28 protein-coding genes and 1 pseudogene are annotated in these 21,311 nt (G+C 53.8%); 23 read left to right on the top strand and 6 right to left on the bottom strand.

Annotated features, from left to right (window positions below; genetic code table 11):
* Window positions 1-289, bottom strand: a 289-nt coding sequence (locus tag B4968_RS23905; protein WP_206601139.1) for a hypothetical protein, incomplete at its 3' end; no start/stop codon positions are given.
* Between the two features lie 43 nt (window positions 290-332).
* Between B4968_RS23905 and B4968_RS22565 the strand changes: the two genes are divergently transcribed.
* Both B4968_RS22565 and B4968_RS22555 read left to right on the top strand, forming a co-directional pair.
* Complete coding sequence (locus tag B4968_RS22565; protein WP_206601138.1) at window positions 333-584, top strand: hypothetical protein; 252 nt, start codon at window positions 333-335, stop codon at window positions 582-584.
* A gap of 966 nt (window positions 585-1,550) precedes the next feature.
* Window positions 1,551-2,264 (top strand): hypothetical protein, encoded by a 714-nt coding sequence (locus B4968_RS22555; RefSeq protein ID WP_083101417.1) that lies wholly within the window; start codon window positions 1,551-1,553, stop codon window positions 2,262-2,264.
* Between the two features lie 229 nt (window positions 2,265-2,493).
* Here the strand turns inward: B4968_RS22555 and B4968_RS22550 are convergent, their stop codons facing one another.
* The 3 genes from B4968_RS22550 to B4968_RS22540 form a co-directional block, all read right to left on the bottom strand.
* Entirely contained in the window at window positions 2,494-2,679 is a 186-nt protein-coding gene (locus B4968_RS22550; protein ID WP_083101416.1) for a hypothetical protein, read from the bottom strand.
* Between the two features lie 131 nt (window positions 2,680-2,810).
* Window positions 2,811-3,317: a hypothetical protein gene (locus B4968_RS22545; RefSeq protein WP_083101415.1), complete on the bottom strand. Its 507-nt coding sequence runs from the start codon at window positions 3,315-3,317 to the stop codon at window positions 2,811-2,813.
* Between the two features lie 408 nt (window positions 3,318-3,725).
* The gene (locus B4968_RS22540; protein ID WP_083101414.1) at window positions 3,726-4,424 is read right to left on the bottom strand and encodes a hypothetical protein; all 699 of its coding nucleotides are present in this window, start codon (window positions 4,422-4,424) and stop codon (window positions 3,726-3,728) included.
* A gap of 438 nt (window positions 4,425-4,862) precedes the next feature.
* Between B4968_RS22540 and B4968_RS23645 the strand changes: the two genes are divergently transcribed.
* Complete coding sequence (locus B4968_RS23645) at window positions 4,863-5,051, top strand: hypothetical protein (RefSeq protein WP_161492655.1); 189 nt, start codon at window positions 4,863-4,865, stop codon at window positions 5,049-5,051.
* A gap of 185 nt (window positions 5,052-5,236) precedes the next feature.
* Here B4968_RS23645 and B4968_RS22530 read toward each other — a convergent pair whose 3' ends face one another.
* Window positions 5,237-5,635 (bottom strand): hypothetical protein, encoded by a 399-nt coding sequence (locus tag B4968_RS22530; protein WP_083101413.1) that lies wholly within the window; start codon window positions 5,633-5,635, stop codon window positions 5,237-5,239.
* A 226-nt stretch (window positions 5,636-5,861) separates the two neighbouring features.
* On the opposite strand from B4968_RS22530, the gene B4968_RS22525 reads away from it, so the two are divergent.
* From B4968_RS22525 to B4968_RS23635, 10 genes are all read left to right on the top strand, one after another.
* On the top strand, window positions 5,862-7,253 hold the full coding sequence (locus B4968_RS22525) for a transposase (protein WP_083101412.1): 1,392 nt from the start codon (window positions 5,862-5,864) through the stop codon (window positions 7,251-7,253).
* A gap of 350 nt (window positions 7,254-7,603) precedes the next feature.
* Entirely contained in the window at window positions 7,604-8,485 is an 882-nt protein-coding gene (locus B4968_RS22520) for a diguanylate cyclase domain-containing protein (protein WP_139792995.1), read from the top strand.
* A complete protein-coding gene (locus B4968_RS22515; protein WP_161492654.1) occupies window positions 8,403-9,536 on the top strand; it encodes a putative bifunctional diguanylate cyclase/phosphodiesterase in 1,134 nt (377 codons plus the stop codon). The genes B4968_RS22520 and B4968_RS22515 overlap by 83 nt, the downstream gene beginning before the upstream one ends.
* A 944-nt stretch (window positions 9,537-10,480) precedes the next feature.
* Window positions 10,481-12,052 (top strand): DUF6538 domain-containing protein, encoded by a 1,572-nt coding sequence (locus B4968_RS22505; RefSeq protein WP_241525932.1) that lies wholly within the window; start codon window positions 10,481-10,483, stop codon window positions 12,050-12,052.
* A gap of 748 nt (window positions 12,053-12,800) precedes the next feature.
* Complete coding sequence (locus B4968_RS22500; RefSeq protein ID WP_241525931.1) at window positions 12,801-14,123, top strand: phage portal protein; 1,323 nt, start codon at window positions 12,801-12,803, stop codon at window positions 14,121-14,123.
* The gene (locus B4968_RS23640) at window positions 14,120-14,287 is read left to right on the top strand and encodes a hypothetical protein (protein WP_161492653.1); all 168 of its coding nucleotides are present in this window, start codon (window positions 14,120-14,122) and stop codon (window positions 14,285-14,287) included. The genes B4968_RS22500 and B4968_RS23640 overlap by 4 nt, the downstream gene beginning before the upstream one ends.
* Complete coding sequence (locus tag B4968_RS22495; protein ID WP_083101407.1) at window positions 14,284-14,610, top strand: gene transfer agent family protein; 327 nt, start codon at window positions 14,284-14,286, stop codon at window positions 14,608-14,610. Before B4968_RS23640 ends, B4968_RS22495 begins: the two co-directional genes overlap by 4 nt.
* The gene (locus B4968_RS22490) at window positions 14,607-16,145 is read left to right on the top strand and encodes a phage major capsid protein (protein ID WP_083101406.1); all 1,539 of its coding nucleotides are present in this window, start codon (window positions 14,607-14,609) and stop codon (window positions 16,143-16,145) included. Before B4968_RS22495 ends, B4968_RS22490 begins: the two co-directional genes overlap by 4 nt.
* Before the next feature lie 6 nt (window positions 16,146-16,151).
* Entirely contained in the window at window positions 16,152-16,613 is a 462-nt protein-coding gene (locus B4968_RS22485) for a hypothetical protein (RefSeq protein WP_139792994.1), read from the top strand.
* Window positions 16,610-16,783, top strand: coding sequence for a hypothetical protein (locus B4968_RS23635; RefSeq protein WP_161492652.1), 174 nt, complete (start codon window positions 16,610-16,612; stop codon window positions 16,781-16,783). The genes B4968_RS22485 and B4968_RS23635 overlap by 4 nt, the downstream gene beginning before the upstream one ends.
* Window positions 16,784-16,905: 122 nt before the next feature.
* Here the strand turns inward: B4968_RS23635 and B4968_RS25995 are convergent, their stop codons facing one another.
* A complete protein-coding gene (locus B4968_RS25995) occupies window positions 16,906-17,070 on the bottom strand; it encodes a hypothetical protein (protein WP_338153339.1) in 165 nt (54 codons plus the stop codon).
* On the opposite strand from B4968_RS25995, the gene B4968_RS25990 reads away from it, so the two are divergent.
* From B4968_RS25990 to B4968_RS22440, 10 genes and pseudogenes are all read left to right on the top strand, one after another.
* A complete protein-coding gene (locus B4968_RS25990; protein ID WP_338153338.1) occupies window positions 17,020-17,127 on the top strand; it encodes a hypothetical protein in 108 nt (35 codons plus the stop codon). The two genes, B4968_RS25995 and B4968_RS25990, sit on opposite strands and share 51 nt — an antisense overlap.
* Before the next feature lie 61 nt (window positions 17,128-17,188).
* Window positions 17,189-17,632 carry a hypothetical protein gene (locus B4968_RS22475; RefSeq protein ID WP_083101403.1) on the top strand — a complete coding sequence of 148 codons (444 nt, stop codon included), beginning with the start codon at window positions 17,189-17,191 and terminating at the stop codon, window positions 17,630-17,632.
* 208 nt (window positions 17,633-17,840) lie between these two features.
* The gene (locus B4968_RS22470) at window positions 17,841-18,140 is read left to right on the top strand and encodes a head-tail connector protein (RefSeq protein ID WP_083101402.1); all 300 of its coding nucleotides are present in this window, start codon (window positions 17,841-17,843) and stop codon (window positions 18,138-18,140) included.
* Window positions 18,127-18,549: an HK97-gp10 family putative phage morphogenesis protein gene (locus tag B4968_RS22465; protein ID WP_083101401.1), complete on the top strand. Its 423-nt coding sequence runs from the start codon at window positions 18,127-18,129 to the stop codon at window positions 18,547-18,549. The genes B4968_RS22470 and B4968_RS22465 overlap by 14 nt, the downstream gene beginning before the upstream one ends.
* Window positions 18,546-18,728, top strand: a pseudogene (locus B4968_RS26350) (DUF3168 domain-containing protein); the annotation flags it as partial. The gene B4968_RS22465 and the pseudogene B4968_RS26350, both read left to right, overlap by 4 nt.
* Before the next feature lie 55 nt (window positions 18,729-18,783).
* A complete protein-coding gene (locus tag B4968_RS25010; RefSeq protein WP_241525930.1) occupies window positions 18,784-18,963 on the top strand; it encodes a hypothetical protein in 180 nt (59 codons plus the stop codon).
* A 2-nt stretch (window positions 18,964-18,965) separates the two neighbouring features.
* Window positions 18,966-19,280, top strand: a complete 315-nt coding sequence (locus tag B4968_RS22455) for a phage head closure protein (protein ID WP_083101399.1) — start codon at window positions 18,966-18,968, stop codon at window positions 19,278-19,280.
* On the top strand, window positions 19,277-19,846 hold the full coding sequence (locus B4968_RS22450; protein WP_083101398.1) for a hypothetical protein: 570 nt from the start codon (window positions 19,277-19,279) through the stop codon (window positions 19,844-19,846). The genes B4968_RS22455 and B4968_RS22450 overlap by 4 nt, the downstream gene beginning before the upstream one ends.
* Window positions 19,846-20,379 (top strand): hypothetical protein, encoded by a 534-nt coding sequence (locus B4968_RS22445; RefSeq protein WP_083101397.1) that lies wholly within the window; start codon window positions 19,846-19,848, stop codon window positions 20,377-20,379. The genes B4968_RS22450 and B4968_RS22445 overlap by 1 nt, the downstream gene beginning before the upstream one ends.
* Before the next feature lie 11 nt (window positions 20,380-20,390).
* Window positions 20,391-21,311 (top strand): glycoside hydrolase family protein (locus B4968_RS22440; protein WP_139792993.1); only part of this gene is annotated, 921 nt, incomplete at its 3' end.

The raw sequence follows: 21,311 nt of genomic DNA, 5'->3' as shown, positions 1-21,311 counted from the left end.
GCGCCGATGAGTACCGGCATTGCATGATGGGCGTCACCTGATGCCGCTCTGGGTTCTGCGGATCTTTCCTTTCCTTACGCGAAACCTTCCATTTTTTCTCCTGATCGGAGCTTTGGGAGGGTCGGTTTGGTGGGTCACAGATTTGTTCCGAGATCGGCAGCTGTTGCGTTTGAATTTGGTGGCCGTGCAAAAGGATCTGCGCGGTGCCCGGGCCGAGCTGCAGCGCGCAGCAGAGACTGCGCAGATCCATCGCGCGCACCTGGACCGCGCTGCGGATGAGGCGCGGCACTGGGCAGCGCTTTCAAATGAATTGGAACTGATGGGAGGTCGCGATGCGCCTTTGTCTGCTTTGCTTGGTGTCACTGCTGGCCGGTTGTATGGGGCGCGGCAGTGATCCGGACCGATTGCCGCCGCCAAATGTGCCGACCGATCTGGTGACGCCTGTCCAGGCTATACTGGCACGGTGCCGACAACTGAGGGCCGAGCTATCAAATGCCCTGATTGCCGAGGCGCAGGGGCGCGGCTGCGCCAATGGCAAGCTGGCCACTGTGGCCGAGATCTTGGAGGGATCTCGTTCTATGTGAGGAGGGTTGTGCAAGGCCACTTCCAGCCCTTTGCAGCCGGTCATCGATGCGATGAGTGCAGCGCAGCATACGACACCAAGGGCGGATACCGGACCTTAGCTGCAACTGCGAAAGTTCCGTGCCAAACAGGCAAAAGCGGCCATTCAATCCCTAGCAGACCGAAACCCACATGCTGCGCTGCGCACCAAGGTCGGCTGTGCGCAGATAGCGACATTTGCAAAGTCAGCCTTTCGGCCTAGGAACACAGCCTGTGACCGCTGGGATGCCGCGTGAGAAGGGGCCATTGGTGAAAGGTGCGGCGAAATTTTGGGGTTGGATGGCCGCAGTGCGGCAAAGCCGACATTCGGTCCGAAGGACATCAACGCCTTGGACGGTTGTTAATCTCCATCAGCTCTGTAAACTGCATTTTCGGGGTCAGTGCTCAGAGGATTGTGGTTTGATCAAACTTAATTTCTTAGACAGGCTTGTCTTATATCGGCATATAATCACAAAAATAGTATTTATCTCCAAAACCTTGAAGGTGTATCACACCAATTCGAAAGAATTGCCTGTTATTCTGAAGTTTTCATATCCCGGCAACGTGCAATATCACAAAATCACCCAACTAGACTTAGACAAACTAATCCCTGAACTCAGCAGTGCAGCGGAATTGGACAAGAGTATTGAGAGCGGTTGACTGGTAGGTCTGGGCTCACAGCCGCCGTTCGCCTTGCCAGCACACCAGATCGGCACTCAGGCCTGAGGTCAAGGGCTGCTGGGCGGGACGAAGCTGCCGTCGGCCGAATTTTATCCAAAGGCTGCTTTCGCATTGCCCCTCCCCAAAACGGGCCTTTTTTGAGCGTCCAACAACGACATTGGTTTTATCCCGCCTATTCAGTCGACATTGTGTCGAACACTAATACTTGACTACGGCCCTGCGGCTTTCCATGTTGTTCTGTATTCATAGTTTTTAACAGGATTTTAGTCATGCCTTTGCCTCTGTTCGCCATTGCTATCCCAGTCCTGCATTCGTCCGGAGCATGGATCGCCTCTACTGGTGCCGCTGGATACATCGCAGGCACTTTGTCCAGCACTTGGATCGGAGCATTTGTTCTGGGGAATGGCACGTTGCTCAGCAGCTTAGGTCTTGTGTCCGCCGCAGGCATCTTCGGAGCTACTGGCGGCCTAGCAGCACTAACTTCCAGTGCCGCGCTGTCGGTCGGATCTGCGCTAACTGCGGTCGGCCTGGGCGGTGTTGCAAGCTCACTCGGCATCGCACCTGTAGCAACTTTTCTAGGCCTCACCCCAGTCGGATGGGCCGTGGCTGGAACCACTGTGGTGATTGCTTCAACTCTAGGCTTCTACTTCAGCCGCAAAACAATGCGACGGATCAACGAAGAGCGTGGAAAAGGCGGCCTTGAGCCTATCTCGATATCTCAGATCGTGAAGGAAGTGCGTCTTCTCGAAGCACAATCATTGGAAGCCATACTCATGCGGCTGTCCCTTGAGATGGACACCGTTCAACTTTCCGATGACCAAAAAGACGTATCAGTTGATGGTCAAGTATTTTCGATTCACCGATTGAAATATGTAGTCAACGCGGATGGCTCTGAGGAGCTCGTTTTTATCACACGGGTTGGACGTAAGAAAAGAATACTCTTGATTAAAGCGGCGTCTGAACCTGGTGGTCAGCCGGCCTAACGAGATATCTGGTTACCAGCAAGACGCGGCAGAAACTCTCGTTTTGGCATATGCGCAAACCAGCCTGGTTGACGCTGCCAGATACCCCGTTAAAAATCCAAACAGTTGTTGAAGGTTGTTGGCCATCACGTGGTAGCGGACATTAGGTGCATTGCAGAAAATTGGTAAAGTGGGCTCCCACCTGACCTTCGCCGCAAGCCGTGCGAGGGTGTCCTTAGGTGGAATACAGTTAGTTTCGCCCGGAGATCGAATATTCTAGGTTCTTGATTTCTTGCACAAGGCCTTTGATACGCTGCTGGTTTTTCTTCTTCCGTGACTTTTCCAACTTTAAGTAATACTTCAAGTCTTTGACCGTGTTCCGCATTCGCCGAACATCTGCCGCTGAGTAAAGGATTTCTTCAGGTTCCTTGGCCATGATCTCGCTCCTTTATGGGACGCTCTACCCTAAGCGCACCTGCGCGGCGTGGGCAACAGAGGTCTGGTCCGCGGACATTGCAGCCGTTGGCACTTCTGAACCAGTACGGGTAAGACACACACCAAAAACCGTCAACGTGAACCTCTCCAGTTCATATTTTGGAGATAGCCCCGTAACACCACGACTAGAAATGCACCGGAAAAGCCCAAAAGCGCCCAGTTCAAAAATTCAGCCCACTCCATATATTGAAAACCGACTGTAATTTTAGCGATACAGTATCCAACAGCCAAGGCCGTAAGCGCATTTGCCTTCGACAGGGGTGACAGTTTTGGAGAGATGATTAACGCAAGCAAACAAAACCCACCGATAATTGATAGAATCGCCAAATTGTCCAACCAAGCCAGTCGCTTAAAGTGCTTTCGTTCAGGGTCTGCCAACGCTGCTTCCAGCTTCACCTCAATGTCACTGATGATGTTCGTCAGCTGAGCTTGTGCGTTCTGTTCATCCCCAGATAATAGTGCAGAAAGAAACGCATCAGTCTTCAAAGCAGTCACAGTGTCTGGCTTGTCGGCAAATGACAATAGAACCGCAAATATGCTAGGCACAACAAGTAAAGCGAAGTATCGAATAGCAGTCATATTTCTTCCTTTGAAGCGGCTCTCTGCTAACTACCGCATCGCGCTATCCGTGTCCAAGAATTGGCCCGAAGTTGTCCTTTTGGGCTCGATGCGGACTTTCGCTGTTCTCGAGCAATCTGACCATATTGAAGGTCCGCTTCGCCGTAAGGCTTCGCGCCTGCAGCGACAACCCACTTCCTGCCTTTTGTACTGGAGTGGAACGTCTCCTTCGGGCTGACAGCAGTCAACCAGTGCCGATCAGACCGGCGACAGAGTGTTCAGGGTGAAAACCACACGCTGCACCGCCGCAAGTCCGCTGTGAGCCCAATTTGACCGATGCTGCAGACTGTTCGAATGTACGTTTAGCGCTCTCGGGTAGACGGCCAAGCAAGATACTGTGGATGGAACAACCCTCAGAAATGGGTGTGGTCAGTCCGCAAACTCATAGACAAGTGCCACGCGATCCCCGCAGAAAAAAGCCTCGTTTGGATTTCCTATGCCAAATTCAATGTCATCCGAACTTGCGTTTAGAAGACACACTCGCAGATTTTTGGAATCCAACCACTCGCCGGTAATCTCTAGACCAGAACGGTCACTGTGAAAAATGCTGCCACCTCCTTCTCTCCACATAACCGTTGCGGACGTGTGAAGAAACTTCCCATCCATGTAGTTCTCTCGGATTTTTAGAGCCTTGAATTTGTCTGGGGCAATCAAATCAACAAGGACAGTCTCTTTGAACTCAGGAACCTTGTGGACACGTCTTTTCTTCGAACGCCTTGGTTTGTTGAGCTTGTTTAAAAATGAATGCAACGCTTCACGACGTTTCTTTATCAGTGTTTCATCGCCGCCTCGTTCAGACCAGTTCTGTAGACTTTCGCCTGTTGAGATGAACCTCTCAGCCTCTTCAAAAATCCTGATGTCTTTATGCTGTGTCTCCCATTGGGCAAAAGCGAGAGCGAGATAAGCTTCATATCGGTCATCACTGTCAGAAAAATACTCCGACATATCGTCCAGCACTCGCTCACTTGCCACTTCTGGAGAGGCTCCTTGATTATAAATATCAAAGTAGAAGTCGTAGACGTCGCAAAATGCGTCATCCTCCCCGACCTTGTAACCCCAAGTTCCCATATTTGATCGTTCCCTCTTGACCAGCAGAAGACTACGAAACTGTCATGCAAACTTCACATTAGTTTCTGCACAGGTCAATGCAACCGCCTACGACAGAAGCAAAGCGGACCTCCTCCAAGACCCAGCTAGCAGTAGCTTTGTCCGCACTGCTGCCTCTGGCCAACAAAAATGCTGCGCAATGTGTTGAACGGCTGCTTCGGGGAAGCTGCAACGCAGCGCTTGGATCTCTGGCCAACGGCTGGTGTGGGCCGTTCGCGACTAGGGTGCAAATGGAGTTCCTACCTTTGCAAAGGTCATGATCTGAGAAAAGTAGTCGTGTCAGCGGGTCATGCGCGTGACTGTCAGAGGTATTCAGGCGGACGGTATCGCCATTTGGAGATGCCCGCGGCTCGATCTAGGATCAAGCGAGCAGGCAACTATCGATTAGGACGCTACAGAATGAAAACTGATCCATTTCCCATAGGCTCTCGGGTAATTGTAAATTCGCCAGTAGAGCAGGGGGCCGTTGTAACCATCATCGAAGGCCCGGTCTTCAAGAATGGAAAGACAATCTACAAGGTTGATCACGGAGACTTTGAAAACTGGTATCCAGTTGACGCGCTGAAGCCTTTGCTGAGGCTTGCTTGAGTGGGGTGAGCGCTATCTTTACCTGCTTTGACTGCGGAGGTGTACGGGCGTAGTTGTGCTAAAAGCATTCTTGCTCATGTTATCGAGATCCTGAAAGCCTCAGTCTTTTGTGATCGGGGTTGTTGTTAGGTTTTGAGGTGGGGAAGGCTGTTCTCAGCCCATTTGTGGCATCGGTTCAGGTGTTGTCAGCGTATTTTTCCACGCAAAACGATAGTAGGTTTCTCTTCGCAGAAGCCGAGGACTACCGTCATCGAGGTCGGAAAAGCTGGTTTGTCAAACACCAGTTGGGCCCGCCCCCACTGGCTGCTTTCGGATACACCATGGCGCGACATAAAGGCGTCACATTCCCCCGCGCCTTGTCCGATCCAGTATGCATCATGTGTGCTTCGGTTGGAAAAGTTCCCAGCTAATCCTGGGATGATCAGCGTGGCGGGATAAGCATCAACGTTAGTGAATGAGAAGATGGCTGCGCCACCTTCTTCAGATTCGTACACAATGGGCCCCATGTCACTATCCCACACTTCGTCGGCCAACGTTGGCATGGCCAGTAGGGCAATTACTGCGGCAAGGCGAAAAGCGTTCATGGAGTACTCCTGTTCAGATCAACGTACACAGGTTGGCATACATTGGGTGTCCCGGACAGTGAGCAATCTCGCAATGACCGCGTGGGGCCCATTGCCGCCGTCGCCACTTGGCTTGGATACTGCGCTCGCATCAGGCCGCTTGCAGCCTATTCTGTTGAAAAACTCATGTTGTTTTTGGAACCGACTGCTGATTCAATTCTTTTGTCAGCAATGGAGTTTGATCACGATGATGGGACCACGTCAGGAAGCACAAACCGCTCTGTTCTATGATTTCTCGATTGAGGCTCATGTCCCAAGTGGTCATGTATTGCGGGCGATAAATGGCGTGATCGATCTGTCCAGCGTTCGTGCCCATTTGACTGAGTTCTACAGTTCCACTGGTCGTCCTTCGGTTGATCCTGAGCTGATGATGCGCATGCTGCTGGTAGGGTATGTCATGGGTATCCGTTCTGAACGGCGGCTCTGTGAAGAGGTCCACTTGAACCTCGCGTATCGGTGGTTCTGCAAGCTTGATCTAACGGACCCAATTCCGGATAACTCAGCGTTCTCCAAGAACCGCCACGGTAGATTTCGCGATAGCGATGTGCTGCGCCATGTGTTTGAAACGGTGGTCGCGCAATGCATCAAATCCGGTTTGGCGAGCGGACAACGATACGCAGCCGATGCCAGCATCATTGCCGCTGATGCCAACCGTCAGAAGTCTACGCCGAAGGCAGACTGGAACCCAGAGACGATTGATCCGAGTGAAGCGCCACGTGCTGTTCGAGAGTATCTGGAAACACTTGATGATGCCGCCTTTGGCGCCGCCAGTACCGTTACGCCCAAGTTCATCGCGCATTCAGATCCAGCAGTCCACTGGGCTGCTGCACGCGATGGGCCTGCATTTTTTGCATATTCAACAAACTATTTAATCGATACCGACAATGCCGTGATCCTGGACGTGGAGCCCACACGATCTGTACGCCAAGCTGAAGTGGGTGCAGTCAGAACCATGATTGATCGCGTGCACGAAGCCCACGATTTGCTCCCGGAACGCCTCATAGCAGACACTGCTTATGGCTCCGCACCCATGCTGGATTGGCTGGTCGTGCAGCGAGGCATCGCGCCGCATATCCCCGTAATCGACAAATCTGGGCGCAAGGATGGAACCTTTGAACGTGCTGACTTTACCTATGATGCTGAGAACGATCTCTATATCTGCCCAAATGGAAAAGAGCTGAAAAAGCCGCAGCGAGCATATAAAGCTGGAACGACTGGGGCAAACAAGGATGAAACAATTCGCTACCGTGCCCGCAAATCCGACTGCGATGCATGTGATCTGAAAGAGCGTTGCTGTCCCAAGTCACCACAGCGGAAAGTGACGCGATCTATCTACGAAACGTCCAGAGATGTCGCCCGCGTTTTATCGCAAACCCAAGAATATGCCATCTCATGCAAACTGCGCAAAAAGGTAGAGATGTCATTTGCGCACCTCAAACGCAGCCACGGCTTGGGTCGGCTTCGATTGCGTGGCCCATATGGCGCCCATGACGAATTTATCCTCGCCGCAACCGCCCAAAACCTCAAAAAGCTAGCCAAGTTCGCACCAAAGCCAACTCAAGCCATAGCCGCAGCGTGAAACAGAGACGGGAACACATTCTCCTGACATACAGGGCCGCGAAAACTTCGAGTTTTTCAACAGAATTGGCCCGAAGCGGTCTTCGACGGGGAATGTCACGCCATCAATATCGTAGTTTCGAGATTTGAGGGTCAGTTTCCCGAAAGCGGCCATTCAGCGGACGGCCGAGGCCTTGGCTGATGCTGCGCCTAGGACGAACGACGAACGGCCGCGATTCGCATATAGAAACCCTAGCAAAGTCTGGCTTTTTGCTGGGCCAAAAGCCCTTTCATGCCGCATCTCCCCCGGAAGTTACGGGATTTGTAAGGAGTTACTTATAGACTAGCCATTCTCGTACCTGGAGTATCAGTTTGACCCGTTTGTTTGCCCTTGCCGTCACGGCAGCCACTATCGCTATCTGGTTCCTGATAAACGCTCTTTCCAGCTATTATGTCGAACGCGCGATTTTCAAGGATGCTGCAGAAAAGGCCATGCACTGGGGCAGCTACATGTCGGAACGTGTCCCAGAGCTTGAGCAATTAGTTGCCACGGGGGTTCCTTCGCAAGAGCAAGTGAAAGTCATTCGACAGATCCGAAGCTTAGGCGATGTATTTCGCTTTAAGCTATTCGATTCCGAAGGACGCCTCGTCATAATATCTGATGAAAATTCAATCACACACCCTGCTGGCGTCTCTACAAAACATGATCCTGAGCCACAGATTGTCGCAGATACGCATGAAACAATCATCGCTGTGCATGACGGCACCCAAAAAGAAGGAAGGCCCGATTTGTATGCCGAGGCCTATCTTCCGCTGCTGGGTGGACAAGGAGAAACCACAGGAATCATTGAGGTTTATGTGGATGTTTCGGGCACTCAAACATTTTACAAAGATAGTTTTCAGAAATTCGGGTTGATCGTTTCCGCGGTGTGCGCGCTTTTGTTCCTGCTCCCAACCGCGGGTTTTGCGGTTCAATATCGTATGGCGCATCGTTCCATGGGCGAGGTTGAATACCTCTCTCGATATGATCCACTTACAGGTCTGACAAACCGGGCGGAGTTCCTACGTCGTGCCGAGAGGCTCTATGCGGAGGGTAAGCTCTCGAGCCTGTTATTCATCGACGCTGACAAGTTTAAAAGCATCAATGACACGCATGGCCACGCGGTTGGTGATGGCGTTTCTGTCGCAACTCGGCCGCATATTAACGTCGCAGACAGAAGCAAACGACATCGTTGCACGGTTTGGTGGCGATGAGTTTGTAGTGGCCTTTTGTGGTCTCGAATTGGAGATGATTGAGCCACGTGTCCGGACAATTTTGAAGCATTGCTCGCAACCCCTGCTCGCGGAAGGCGTTTCAATAACAAGTTCGGTTAGCATTGGTGTCGCTTCCATATCTGAAAGTAACAGCTTACCTGACACTCTAGCAGAGGCTGATGCTGCCCTCTACTTTGCCAAGTCGGCCGGACGGAACCAGTTCGCGATTTATGGAGACAGCATGGGAGAGCAACTTCGACGTCGAGTCGAATTAGAAACCCTTGTCAAAAACGCTACTGAAAACGGATCATTTACAATTGACTACCAGCCGCTCGTAGCAGGTGATGATTTCCATCTAATCGGGTACGAGGCGCTCCTACGCCTCAAAAACGAGGACGGGAAATCTATCCCTCCCCTAGACTTCATTCCCCTTGCAGAGGACATGGGGCTGATAGATAAAATAGGCAGCTGGGTTATTTACACGGCGACCAAAGATATATCGATGCAGCCCGGTGAGTTGAAAGTATCAGTCAACTTATCCGTAGTTCAATTTCGAAGTGGTGATCTCCCAAAGGTTGTCGCTGACGCATTGAGCAAATCTGGGCTGCCTGCGAACCGGTTGGAGCTAGAAATTACAGAGTCCTTATTGCTTGGGGATGACCCGGTTATTCTCTACCAAATTGATGCTCTTCGTGAGATGGGCATCTCTATAGCGATGGATGATTTTGGTACAGGATACTCAAGCCTAGGCTATCTCTGGCGCTACGGGTTTGACAGGATTAAAATTGACCAGTCATTCGTCTCCGGGCTGCAGAACAGCCCAGAACGTTCTCTAGAGATTTTGGAATCAGTTGTCATGCTTGGAAAAAAACTTGGCATGGAAGTAACCGCTGAAGGGGTTGAAACTGAAGAACAATCCAAGATTTTGGCAAAGCTGGGCTGTGATGTCTTGCAGGGATTTAAGTTTGGGAAACCCGGCCCTATGCCAACGGTCTGTGGGGCAATGGCCGAGGAACATACCGAACCATTTTTGAAATCTCGAGAATCATAACCGGGAAGCCGGGATTCGGTGGAACTTTGAAAAAATTGAACATCAATTCCGGAAATCCATTTAGCTCTATCTGAAGGCAAGCTGTCTTCCAACGGGTGTTCTATCTTGTCAGCGTCTCCATAGAAGGTGCGAACAGTCAGCTAGAATGTAATTTTTGGGATGACTTAGCTTTGTCCCTATTGCAGCAACGCCGCAAGTCGCCTTTGTCCAAAAACTACCGATGCTGTGTATTGGCCAAATGTACCGTTAAGGGAAAATCCAAACCCTTCGGCTTCTGTAGGAATTCTGAATGAGACTTTTAGAAGCTCCAATCGATGTGGTTTGGGGGGCAGGTCAGGGGCTGCCAAAACAAGCCGATTGTTGCAAGAGCCTCATAGCTGACATTCACCTGTGAAACCAGATTTGCCGCACCAATGACCGGTTTCCCTACCGTTGCGCGGCTTTCTCGCGCCTTGTTTCTTGGGCAAATTTCCGGCTTTGCAAATGTCGCAATCTGCGCACAGCGGCCCTTGGTGCAGTCCACGGCGAAAGTCCCCAATCCGCCCATTCCGTAGATGCAGCCCCCAGACTTGGCCATAGCGGCCGTGGGGCTGCGTTGGGTTGGGTGCTGACCTCGGAAACAAATCCGTAGTCAGGCGAACTGCCAAAAAATGCTGAGATTTTTTGGGTGAGGCTGGACTAGAAAGCCGCTGCACTGGGTATGGTGAGATCTCAGGTTGTTTTACAGTTTCTTGCTTCGTTCTTGGTGTGTTTTGTAAAATAACACCCCATGTATCGTTGAAAATAAACAATATTCGCTAGATTTAGGTTCTGGCGCCGCGAGGCGTGGGGGTTCGAGTCCCTTCACCCGCACCACACTATCCTTTTGAAATCAAAGAAAACCCTTGCAAACAAGGCCGTAAGTCCGTTTCAAGGTTACAACTTTGGTTACAAACGGTGTCGGCATGGCAGGCAAGATCAGGAACTTGGTCAACCGCTCTGGGCGGTATCATGCGCGGCTTGTTGTGCCGAAGGATTTACGCGAAGCAGTTGGGAAGACTGAGCTACGCACGCCGCTTGGTGGTGACTACCGGGAAGCTCAGAAACTCTTGCCCGGTGCCGTGGCGCAGCTTCAACACAGGATCGCGCAAGCTGAGCGTCAGGCGGGGCAGGGTAGGTCACGGGCAACCCCGGCGCGCTACCCACTGGCACCTGACCAGATTGCACACAGCCACTACACACAGCGCCTTGTCTTTGATGATGAGCTGCGCAGTGATCCGCGCTACGCCTCTTTTGGCTATGTTGATGAACTTCTAGTTCAGCGCTTACGGGATGCCATTGCCGGAAAAGCTGACAGTGAAGAGTTAAACGCGTTGGTCGGTAGGCAGATTGAACGTTTCCGGGCAGCCGGCAATCTTGATGCAGAACCCGGAAGCGATGAATGGCGTGTGATTGCCCGTGCCCTGTGTAGTGCTGAACTTGAGGCTCTGGCACGGGTCGCTGAGCGAGACGAGGGTGACTATACTGGCACACCGGCTGCGCCGATCATCAAGGACTCACAGCCACCAGAGAATGCCGCTGCCAGGGTCAACCTGACAGACTTGTGGTCTGACTACGTGAACAGCCGTGTGCAGGCTGGATTCATGCGTGACGGTGGTAAGCGTCAGCGCCCGGTCATTGAAAATCTGCGCAAATTCCTTAGGCACAACAACGCAACCCGGATCACAAAGAAAGACCTGCTGGCGTGGCGAGACCACCTGATGAAAGACCTATCGGCCAAGACCGTCAACGATATCTACCTTTCCGCTGTCCGGTCACTGTTCACATGGGCAGTGGAGAATGACCGCTTGCCTGAGAATGTAGCAAGCAACGTAAGGCAGCCAAAGCCGCGCAAGGTGTATGGGCGTGAGCGTGGATATACCGACGAAGAGGCCGTCAAGGTTTTGAAGGCGTCGCGCACATACGAACCGCAGCCTGATTCAACCGGGCATGTTCGTGAGTCTGAGCAAATGGCGAATTTGAAGCGCTGGGTGCCGATCATCTGCGCTTTCACTGGTGCGCGCGTTTCTGAGATCACCCAGTTACGCAAAGAGGATATCCGGAAGGTCGACGGGCATTGGGTGGCGCGTATCACACCCGATGCAGGAACCGTCAAATCAGGTGGCTATCGTGATGTGCCATTGCACCCCCAGATCATTGAAGAAGGTTTCGCGCAGTTTGTAGCCAATGCAAAACCCGGCCCCATGTTCCATAATGCGACTGAGCCTGAGAAGTTTCAGCGCGCGGCGGTGATCGTTTCTAATAAGCTGTCAGACTGGTTGCGAATGAGTGGACTTCGACCAGAGGGACTACAGCCAAACCATGCTTGGCGGCACCGCCTTAAGACGCAGTGCCGTGAGCTGGGAATCTCTGATCGTGTTGTGGACGCCATACAAGGCCATGCTGGCAGGACTGCTGGCGACAACTACGGTGACGTGACGTTGAAAACTAAAACCGACGCAATTGCGAAGTTGCCTGACTACGAAATCCTGAATTGAAAGCGCCCCACTTCCAATTGCTATTAGTTCTTTTCAGTCAGTGTCCGGATTTCTTAGTCGCTTCGCGTAACAATCAGCTTTCCGTCTGGACGGCTACAAGTGATAAGCGCTGATTTGGAATCTTTGCTAAGACGAACCATCGTCATTATATCTGTATCTACTATTCTTGTTATGCTGGCATCAGTGCTGGTAGCTTTCTTCCGTATGAACTGATTACAATCTTCGAAACTCATTGGGCGAGTTTGTGCTTTGGGCAATGTCGATGGCTGAAGGAACAGAAACCCAAGCCAAACCGCAACAACTACTCCTGCACTTATTAGTGCGGTTTTCCGGGCGCGTCCATAGGTGGCGCGAAAAGGGTTCGGACTGTCTTCTGTCGAAGTCGGGACCAGCCCAAGCGTTAGTATCCAGAGTGGTGGGATTATCAATAGCCAATGTATTTTGTTCGTTGCGCGCATGTCATTCACCCTTGAAATCGATGCGAACACGAAAATTGCTAACGAAGTCGCAGAAACGAGTATGCCGATGGTTGTATGCCAGAAGCTGATGCGCTGCCTCCAGAAGGAGAGTCCTGATAGATGCAGCCAATATCCAAACGACACCGACGCTATCAGCAATCCAAGTGATAGCCACCAAGAACGACGATTAAGCCGATGATTCAGAAAATGGGTTCCCATAGCGCATTCCGTTCTGTTCTTTGTGCAGGTATCTTTTTGTAAATACTACTGAAGTTATTGGCTTCACCAACTTGAAGCCCATAGTCGTTTCTTGCGAGATTCGAACCGTCAGAATGTTACTTCTTTCTTCCACTGCGAATCGAAGTGTGGTATTTGTGCCACACTCACAATTCACAGCGGACCACATGCCCTTTCAGAAGATCAAAACCGCCCTTGGATTCAGCGCCGAAGAAAAGGCGCTGACACTGACCGACCCGGACGCGCTGACCCTGTTTGGCGCTATCCCAACCACAACCGGCCTGCACATCGGTCCCGGCAACGCCATGCGCGTTCCCGCCGTGGCCTGTGCGGTATCCCTCATTTCCGAAACCATCGGCGCGCTGCCGGTCAAGCTCTATGACCGTGAAACCAAAAACGCCCTGAAAGATCACCCGGCTTACCGGCTGGTGCATGATGAGGCGAACGAGTGGACAAGCGCGGAAGAGCTGCGCGAAAGCTTGACCACAGACGCCCTGTTACATGGTGCTGGTCATGCCCAAGTAATCCGCCTGGGTGATGGCACCCCCTATGAGCTGCACCGGCTGGAACCCGGCAAGGTGCAACAGAACTTCGAACCGGACGGCGAACCCTTCTATCTGGTTTCAACCGACAACGGTCAGGTTCGCATGTCCTATCGGGACGTGCTGCGCATCGAGGCATTCGGTGGCACATCACCTGTCACGCTTGGCCGTGAAGCCATTGCGTTGGCCCTGAGTTTTGAAAGTCATATTGGCGGAATCTTCGCGAATGCTGGTCGCCCTTCTGGCGTCATTACACATCCGCTGTCCGTGACTGTTGAAGCCAAAAAGGCATTGTCAAAAAGTTGGCTCGAAACACACTCAGGGAAAAAATCCGGCGGCACTGCGCTTTTGGATGAAGGGATGCAATACCACCAGATTTCAATGTCTCTTACTGATGTTCAGTTTTCCGAAAACCGCCTTGAACAGATCAGAGAAATTGCCCGTGTGTTCCGGGTGCCGCCAACCATGCTTTTCGAGCTGTCGCGCGGCACCTGGTCGAACACCGAAGAAATGAACCGTCAGTTCTACAACATGACACTCAAGCCGTGGCTGACAGATTGGGCATGGGCCTATTCTCGGTGCCTGCTGACCACGGAAGAACGCTCCGGTGCCTATATTGAAGCGGTTACAGACGACCTGCTGCGCACCGACACCGCAGCCCGTGCAACCGCCTTTGGTCAGTATCGCAGCATGGGTGCCATGACCGCAAACGAGGTCAGGGCCGCACAGAACCTGCCTCCTCTGCCGGGCGGTGACAAACTCGAAAACCCCTACACCACGACAACCACAACCACGACTGCCCCGGCAGACGCCAAAAGGGAAAAGACCGAATGACCGACAAATCGAATGTCGCCCCCGATGTAGAGACTGCCCTGAAAGCAATTGCGGCATTACGTGACGCCGATGAGTTTCACGTTCTGTCGATCATCATCGGAAAAGGCGGGATGCAGGTCATGCCGCTACAGACTTTGGAAATCGGTGAAGGCGAGAAGGTATGAACCTGACCCACACCGCTTTTTTCGGCGACGGCGAACACAACTTTGCCCTGACCGATGACATGGTCACCGAACTTGAGCGCATTGCTGATCTGGGTATCGGCGCGCTCTATCTGCGCTGCGTCAACATGCAGTTCACCCTGTCTGATCTGGTCGAAGTCATCCGGTTTGGCCTGATAGGCGGAGGTAGCTCACCGGAACAGGCCGCGCGCCTAACCGACACCTATGGACGCAACCGCCCGATTGACGAGTTGTATCCGCTGGCCTTGGACATTCTTGACGCCCGTTGGGGTGGTGCAGTCGAAGACGGCGAGTCCGCAGAATGACAGACCGTATTGAAATCAAGGCGGCTCTGTCTGTCACAGACGAAGGCGAGATCACCGGCGTCGCATGGCCCTTTGGCTCTGCTGACCGGGTGGGCGACGTAATCGAAAAGGGCGCAATTACATCGCCCGGAAATCTGCCAATGCTGTTTGCCCATGATCAGGCCCAGGTAATCGGCGTTTGGGATCACATCGAAGAAACCGACGAAGGGCTGACCGTCAAAGGCCGCTTGCTGGTCGAAGGTGTAGAGCGCGCCCGTGAAGTGCGCGCGATGATCCAGAACAAGGCCGTGTCCGGTCTGTCGATTGGTTTTGTCACCAAGCAGGCCAAGCGTCACGCCAAGGGGCGCACAATCACCGCCGCTGCCCTGCACGAAATTTCTGTTGTCGCCGTCCCGTGTCATCCGGGCGCACAGATCACTTCTATCAAATCCGATGACACCGCCATGCCCTCAAAGGAGACAAATTACATGGAAAATGAAGACCTGATCGACGATCAGAACGAACCGCAGACCCCGGCCAATGCGCCCCAGATCGACACCAAAGCTTTCAATGAGATCAAAGCCCGCCTGGACAAGATGGAGGCCAAGGCGAACCGCCCCCGGATCACCGGTGCCGGAAACCCGGTCATGGGGAGTGACGAGGCGAAGGCCTTCACCAGCTTCCTGCGCACCGGCGATGCTACTGAGGTCAAATCGCTGTCATATGGTGCTGGCACTGGCGGCATTCTCGCCCCTGAGACGGTCAGCAAGAATATTCTGGAAAAAGTGGCAGAGTTCTCGCCGGTTCGCGGTGTGGCTCAGACAATACAGATGAATGGGCCGCTGATGCAGCTCCCCCGGCTGGTGCAGGAAGTTGATCCGGCTGAAGTAGCTGAAGGTGCAGCAAAGACTGAGGACGAACCGACCTTCGAACAGATCGACCTTAAGCCGTTTGAAATGGCTGTGATCGTTCCTGTGACGAAAATTCTGTTGGAAGATTCCCAGATCGACCTGTCGGCCTATCTGGGCAATCACATTGCGCGCAGGTTCGGCCAGAAAGAGGCCACTTGGTTCGTCAATGGCAACGGCACTACGCAGGCAGAAGGCGTTCTGACTTCGACGGAGGTTGCCGACAACCAAATCGCTACAATCGACGCTGATGCTCTGATCGACCATTTCTATTCGGTCAAAACCACCTATGCCGCCAATGGCGTGTGGATGATGAACCGCAAGACGATGGCGCTTGTGCGCAAGCTCAAGGATGCTGACGGTCAGTATTTGTGGCAGTCGGGTCTAACTGCCGGTCAGCCCGCGAACCTTTTGGGCCGCCCGGTCTATGAAGCTGTAGATATGCCCGACGCGACCGCTGGGAATACTCCGATTGTCTTTGGTGATTTCGCCACGGGTTATGCTGTTGCTGACCGGATCGACTTCGAATTCAATCGCGACGAGACCACCCGGTTTGCAAATGGCATTGTTCTGCTTGGGGCCCGCCGCCGCGTCGGTGGTCGTGTGGTGATGGGGGAAGCCCTGTCCAAGCTGTCGCTGGCGGCATAAATCACCATGAGAACGCAGCCTGCATATGATGCAATCGCACTGGAATACGGCGGCAACGCCGTTTTCTTGCGCCCGTCTTTGCGGGCTGCAATCCACCTAGAGAGGTTGCATGGTGGCTTCCCTGAGCTTTTGCGCAAGATTGAAGAATTCGACACCCTGACTGTCTGGCATGTCATTACGGCAAGCGCTGGTAGGCCTGCCACAGATGACCTGTTTGGCTATGCCTCGACACAGCCCTTGTCAGGCTTCGCGCAGGCCGCACAGGCACCTTGTTTTGAGCTGGTTGCCGCATTGTTCCCCAAGGCCTCAGAGGCCGAAACCACAGCCCCCAGGAATGCAAATCCGATGCCGTGGTCAGAGGTGTTCGCCAGCTTTACAAGATCGCTACCGGCTGGCTGGGGTGGACGCCTGATACCGTATGGAACGCCACACCGCAGGAAATCACAGACGCCTTTGAAGGCCACATGAGTATGCTTAAGGCCATTCACGGCAGTGCAGAGGAAGAACAGGCCAATAATGGCCCCACACCGGAACAGCGCAAAGAGAACGCAGAGCTGGGTCTTGATCCTGAATTCGACCGCGGCGGATTGGCTGCACTGAAAGAGCTTTCCGCTATGCGAGAAGGGATGATCATCTAATGCCCAGGCCGCCACATATCTGCACCTGTGGTCAAATCGTGCCAAATGGTGAGCGTTGTGCTTGTCAGGTCAAGCGAACCCGTGAGCGTAACAGACGCCATGACAGACGCCGTCCAACCGCATCACAGCGCGGCTATGGCAGCGCATGGCGCAAAGCCCGTGACCTGTTTCTCAAGGTCAATGACCGTTGTGCATGGCCCGGTTGCGGTGCGCTTGCCACCACCGTTGACCATATCATCGCACACCGTGGCGATATGCGCCTGTTCTGGGATCGCAGTAACTGGCAACCGCTATGCACATCTTGCCACAACCGTCGAAAGCAACAGTTAGAGTTCGTTTACTAAAAGACTATCTTTACTACTATAACTACTATACGATAGTTATGTCAGCGTAAGGAGAATCGCTATGCAAATGAAATCAATCGAAATCGACTTTGATATTCACAAACTTATAGAGGCTGAGAGGCGTGGGTTTGATGAGCCGGAATATGTCGCCCTGCGGCGGCTGCTTGGTCTTAAAGAAGCTGCTGGTCCAGTTGAGACTGACGCCGCAAGTGAGGGAAGGCCCTTTATTCAAGATGGAGTTTCAATCCCGCATGGGTCGCTTGCCCGGATGGAATACCTGCGTGGAAGTCAGGTCTATGAGGGGCAGTTTCTTGATGGATGCTTAGTCCTAGAGGGAACGAAGTCTTCACTCTCTTCAGCTGCCGCAGCGGTTGCGGTTACCAAGGACGGCACGAAACCAAGTCTAAACGGGTGGTTGTATTGGCAGGCACAGGTTCCTGGGCAACAGGAGTGGCGCTCGCTTGATGACTTGCGCGCTGAGTTTCGAAAGCGAGGAGGGAAGTAACGCTCAGTTAAAAGCATTCGAAACGCAAGCAATGCGTTGGCTTTGATGGCTGCCCCTGTCTGGGGGTGGCCTCAGACTTTGGGACTTCTCAGGGGACCGGCGGGGGGGGGGCCGCACAAGATAGGTGCTAAATAACTTTTTTAACGGCTCTTCTTTGATCGGGTAAAATATGATATGTTATAACAAACATATTGCTGAGAGTTCCAGAATGACCGCCCATACGCCCGTTGCGCTGCTTAAGTCGCAGCTCAATCTTGACCATGAACTTGATGACGCCTTGCTTGCACATAAGCTGGACGCCGCTGAAATCTGGATCGGCCACTATACTGGTGTTCCATTTACCGCCGGTGACGCAGCTCTGACCGAAGCCGCGTTGCAGCTCGCATCATATTGGTATGAGCAGCGCGAGGCCGCATCCTTCGATGTATCAACCAAGCCTGTGCCATTCGGTGTGCGTGACTTGCTGGATTCCTACCGGGAACAGGTTACTGGCTATGTCACTCAGTAAACAATCCAAAGCCTTAGAGGTCAGACTTAAGGCCATTCCCGCTGCTGTTGTTAAGGGTGTTGTTCCGGCGCTGATCAAAGGTGCAGAGGAAACAGCTGCCATTATGCGCGCCCTCGTGCCCGTGGATGACGGTGACCTGAAAGCGTCAATTACCGTGACCAAACCCGGTCAGACAACCCCGGCTTACGCAGAGGGTGGCGGCAAGCGAACCGCTGGCAGCAATCAGGCACTCGTAACTGCCGGGAATGAAGACGTGCGCCACGGCCACTTGCAGGAATTTGGCACCGTCGCACAGGAGGCACAGCCGTTCCTGCGCCCGGCTGCAAGGCTGGCGAAGCCAAGGGCACAGCGCCGCATTCAGCGCGCCATCGGGCAGTCCATTAAGAAAGCCGCAGAGGGTAAGTCATGATCACCCCAGATATTGAATTCCAGTCCGCAATCAGAGCCGCCCTAGTCGCAGACCCAGTTGTAACCGGCCTTGTGCCTGTTGATAGTATCCGGGCCGGATCGACGCGCCCGGAAAAACTGCCATGCATCATTCTTGCCAATCCCCAGACGATCCACCTTGGCCGCACGGCTGGCGGCTCATATTTGACGCGCGTTTATATCGACCTGCATATCTGGGCGCTGGAAGACGGCGCACATGGCCCGGCAGATCGGCGCCGCGTTGTCCGTGTCATTGTGGGATGCACCGCAGACAAATGGAGTCGGGATCGACGAATACACCCGCCCCGGTTTTGCATTCACGCGCGACCCTGACCCAGAACGGGCCTATTGCCACGGCGTCGGCACCGTCGAAGGCGTGATCAGGTGGAAGGTGTGAACATGATCAGGGCCGGGAAACTTGATCGCCAGATCACCATTGAACGTCAGACTGAAACCGTGGCTGCAAGCGGTGCCGTGCTGAAGACATGGGCACCCGTGGCGACCGTCAGGGCTGAGTTGGTGCAGCGCAATGCTGACGAATACCTTGCCGGGTTCGGTGAGGCTGAGAGCGGCAATGCCGTGTTCCGCATCCGATATTTGGCAGGGATCACCACGGCTGACCGTGTGACCTGTGATGGCACCACCTATGACATTGACGAGATTGCCGAGCTGGGCCGTAAACGCGCTCTTGAGCTGCGCACGGTGGCAAAATGACCGTGCATTCACGCGGTGTGAAACCGCCCATTTCCGCAGACAGTGAGGCGTTGACCAAAGCACCGGTGGTGCCGAAGTATCTGGCATCGCACGCCAAGGCTGAATGGCGGCGCATCATGCCGCAGCTTATCGGGCGTATTTCCGGATACCTCACCTCGCATTCATACACAGCCGCAGGGATCATAACCGCTGAGCAGTATTGGCTCACAACCTACGACAGCATAAGGGGCCATGCGGTAGATCCTGAAAGGCAGTTGTTGTTCCTGTCTGTAGATAAGCCCCATCCTGAAAACCGTGGCATCGCGGTTATCGACTATTCCGACCCGACCGCGATGGTGGAAATTGCGTATATCAGTTTCTACGAGACTATAGGCAATGAGGCGAACACAGCAGCGCAATACATGCACTGGGATGCGGACTGGCAGCGCCTGCTGGTCACAGCGAGCGCAACGGCTGTCTATGTCGATATTTCCAACGGGGCAGCGCCTGCCGTTCTGGGTCACTTCCACGATACCACGTACCTGGCCGGTGCTACCACCATCAGACCAGCAGGAGACATTAGCTAATGTATGTCAAAATCATAGAGGGCAAGCCAGAGATCTACAGTCTGGCGCGGCTTCGCAAAGACAATCCGCAGACCAGCTTTCCCAAGAAAATACCTGATGCGCTGGCTGCGAGTTTTGGCGTTTATCCGGTCACGGTCGCTGACCGGCCAGCCCACCAGGTCGGAATGGTGGCGGAACGTGATGCAGTGCCGGTGCTGGTCGATGGGGCGTGGGTTCTGGGCTGGAGCCAGCGCGCCAAGTCCGAGACTGAACTGGCGCCTGATCTGGCGGCGCGGCTCGATGAGGGCAAGGCTGAATGTCGCCGCCGGATCTTCGCGGTGGTTGATGAAATGGCCCAGATCAATCTTGTGGCGGCGGCTAGTACCGGTCTGCTGTCGGACGCGCAGCGGGCCGCCTATATCGCGGGGCTTGGGTGTATAACGCAGATGCGCGGCACCTGGCCGGGTCTGGTCGAGGCCCGTGCAGATCTGTCTGACGATGCCAATTGGCCTGCCGTTCCCGATGGGGCCGCTGCCCTGGTCGCGGCGTTCTGAGGGGGGCGAGAATGACCATGATTGAAAACAGTGATCGCGGGCTAACGATCAATAAAGGCCTCGCCTGGACAATGGTCAGCGGGCTGGTTGTCGCTGGCATATGGGTTGGGGTTCAAACGGCTACCCTGTCCTCTGGCATCAAGACGCTGCAGGGCGATTTGACCGATGCAATCCAGTCCCAAGAGATCGAGGGAAACAGGCGGGACGCTTTGGCCGCTCGGGTGCGGGCGTTGGAGACAAAAAGCGCCGCGCGGGATGCCTCGTTTCAGCACCTTGGGAGCAGCCTGCAGGAAATGAAGTCACAGCTCTCTGAGAACAATCGCTTGCTGCGCGAAATGCTGCGCAAGGGGCGAGTGCCCAGCAACAAGCCACCCCAAAATTCAAACCTGAAACCACCCCTGCCTTTGGCGGGGATTTTTGCATTGGAGAAACCTCATGAAACTTGTTCCAAACGCGCGCCAGATCGCTCTGCACTCGCATTCGATGTGGGCGGGCTATCTCGGCCTGTTGTGCCTGGTGCTGCCAGAGGCGCTGTTCTGGCTCTTTGGCCGGATACCAATCCCCGCCTGTGGTGGTGCCTGGGCGTGGTCCTGGTTGGCTATGGTCTCATTGGCCGGGTGAAAGATCAGGGGATCGATCGCAGCAAGCTGCGCAGCTCCTCGATCGCGGCATTCCTGGCGCTGGCCTTGCCTCTGATCGGAGGCTGGGAGGGCATGCGCAACCATGCCTATCTGGATCTTGTTGGGGTGCCGACGATTTGCTTTGGCCACACCAAGGGCGTGCGCCTTGGCGACTATATGACGGACGCCCAATGCGAGGCGCTGTTGAAAGTTGAAGCCGTGGAATATCGCGAGGGGCTGCATGGGTATTTCTCAGCAGATACCAAGGCGCACCGCCTGCCTGCGGCGCGGGATGCGGCCTATGTGAGCCTT

This window comes from Pseudophaeobacter leonis (assembly GCF_002087335.1).
GTDB lineage: Bacteria > Pseudomonadota > Alphaproteobacteria > Rhodobacterales > Rhodobacteraceae > Pseudophaeobacter > Pseudophaeobacter leonis.
This window is presented reverse-complemented; position numbering and strand designations above follow the sequence as displayed.

Bases quoted from the DNA above. Each gene is read 5' to 3' on its own strand.
- B4968_RS22470 (WP_083101402.1), top strand. From the start codon at position 17,841: ATGACCGCCCATACGCCCGTTGCGCTGCTTAAGTCGCAGCTCAATCTT.
- B4968_RS22530 (WP_083101413.1), bottom strand. From the start codon at position 5,635: ATGAACGCTTTTCGCCTTGCCGCAGTAATTGCCCTACTGGCCATGCCA.
- B4968_RS23645 (WP_161492655.1), top strand. From the start codon at position 4,863: ATGAAAACTGATCCATTTCCCATAGGCTCTCGGGTAATTGTAAATTCG.
- B4968_RS22495 (WP_083101407.1), top strand. From the start codon at position 14,284: ATGAACCTGACCCACACCGCTTTTTTCGGCGACGGCGAACACAACTTT.
- B4968_RS22455 (WP_083101399.1), top strand. From the start codon at position 18,966: ATGATCAGGGCCGGGAAACTTGATCGCCAGATCACCATTGAACGTCAG.
- B4968_RS22565 (WP_206601138.1), top strand. From the start codon at position 333: ATGCGCCTTTGTCTGCTTTGCTTGGTGTCACTGCTGGCCGGTTGTATG.
- B4968_RS22475 (WP_083101403.1), top strand. From the start codon at position 17,189: ATGCAAATGAAATCAATCGAAATCGACTTTGATATTCACAAACTTATA.
- B4968_RS22465 (WP_083101401.1), top strand. From the start codon at position 18,127: ATGTCACTCAGTAAACAATCCAAAGCCTTAGAGGTCAGACTTAAGGCC.
- B4968_RS22515 (WP_161492654.1), top strand. From the start codon at position 8,403: ATGGCGTTTCTGTCGCAACTCGGCCGCATATTAACGTCGCAGACAGAA.
- B4968_RS22555 (WP_083101417.1), top strand. From the start codon at position 1,551: ATGCCTTTGCCTCTGTTCGCCATTGCTATCCCAGTCCTGCATTCGTCC.
- B4968_RS23635 (WP_161492652.1), top strand. From the start codon at position 16,610: ATGAGTATGCTTAAGGCCATTCACGGCAGTGCAGAGGAAGAACAGGCC.
- B4968_RS22505 (WP_241525932.1), top strand. From the start codon at position 10,481: ATGGCAGGCAAGATCAGGAACTTGGTCAACCGCTCTGGGCGGTATCAT.
- B4968_RS22445 (WP_083101397.1), top strand. From the start codon at position 19,846: ATGTATGTCAAAATCATAGAGGGCAAGCCAGAGATCTACAGTCTGGCG.
- B4968_RS22545 (WP_083101415.1), bottom strand. From the start codon at position 3,317: ATGACTGCTATTCGATACTTCGCTTTACTTGTTGTGCCTAGCATATTT.
- B4968_RS22540 (WP_083101414.1), bottom strand. From the start codon at position 4,424: ATGGGAACTTGGGGTTACAAGGTCGGGGAGGATGACGCATTTTGCGAC.
- B4968_RS22490 (WP_083101406.1), top strand. From the start codon at position 14,607: ATGACAGACCGTATTGAAATCAAGGCGGCTCTGTCTGTCACAGACGAA.
- B4968_RS22525 (WP_083101412.1), top strand. From the start codon at position 5,862: ATGATGGGACCACGTCAGGAAGCACAAACCGCTCTGTTCTATGATTTC.
- B4968_RS22485 (WP_139792994.1), top strand. From the start codon at position 16,152: ATGAGAACGCAGCCTGCATATGATGCAATCGCACTGGAATACGGCGGC.
- B4968_RS23640 (WP_161492653.1), top strand. From the start codon at position 14,120: ATGACCGACAAATCGAATGTCGCCCCCGATGTAGAGACTGCCCTGAAA.
- B4968_RS22550 (WP_083101416.1), bottom strand. From the start codon at position 2,679: ATGGCCAAGGAACCTGAAGAAATCCTTTACTCAGCGGCAGATGTTCGG.
- B4968_RS22450 (WP_083101398.1), top strand. From the start codon at position 19,277: ATGACCGTGCATTCACGCGGTGTGAAACCGCCCATTTCCGCAGACAGT.
- B4968_RS25010 (WP_241525930.1), top strand. From the start codon at position 18,784: ATGGCCCGGCAGATCGGCGCCGCGTTGTCCGTGTCATTGTGGGATGCA.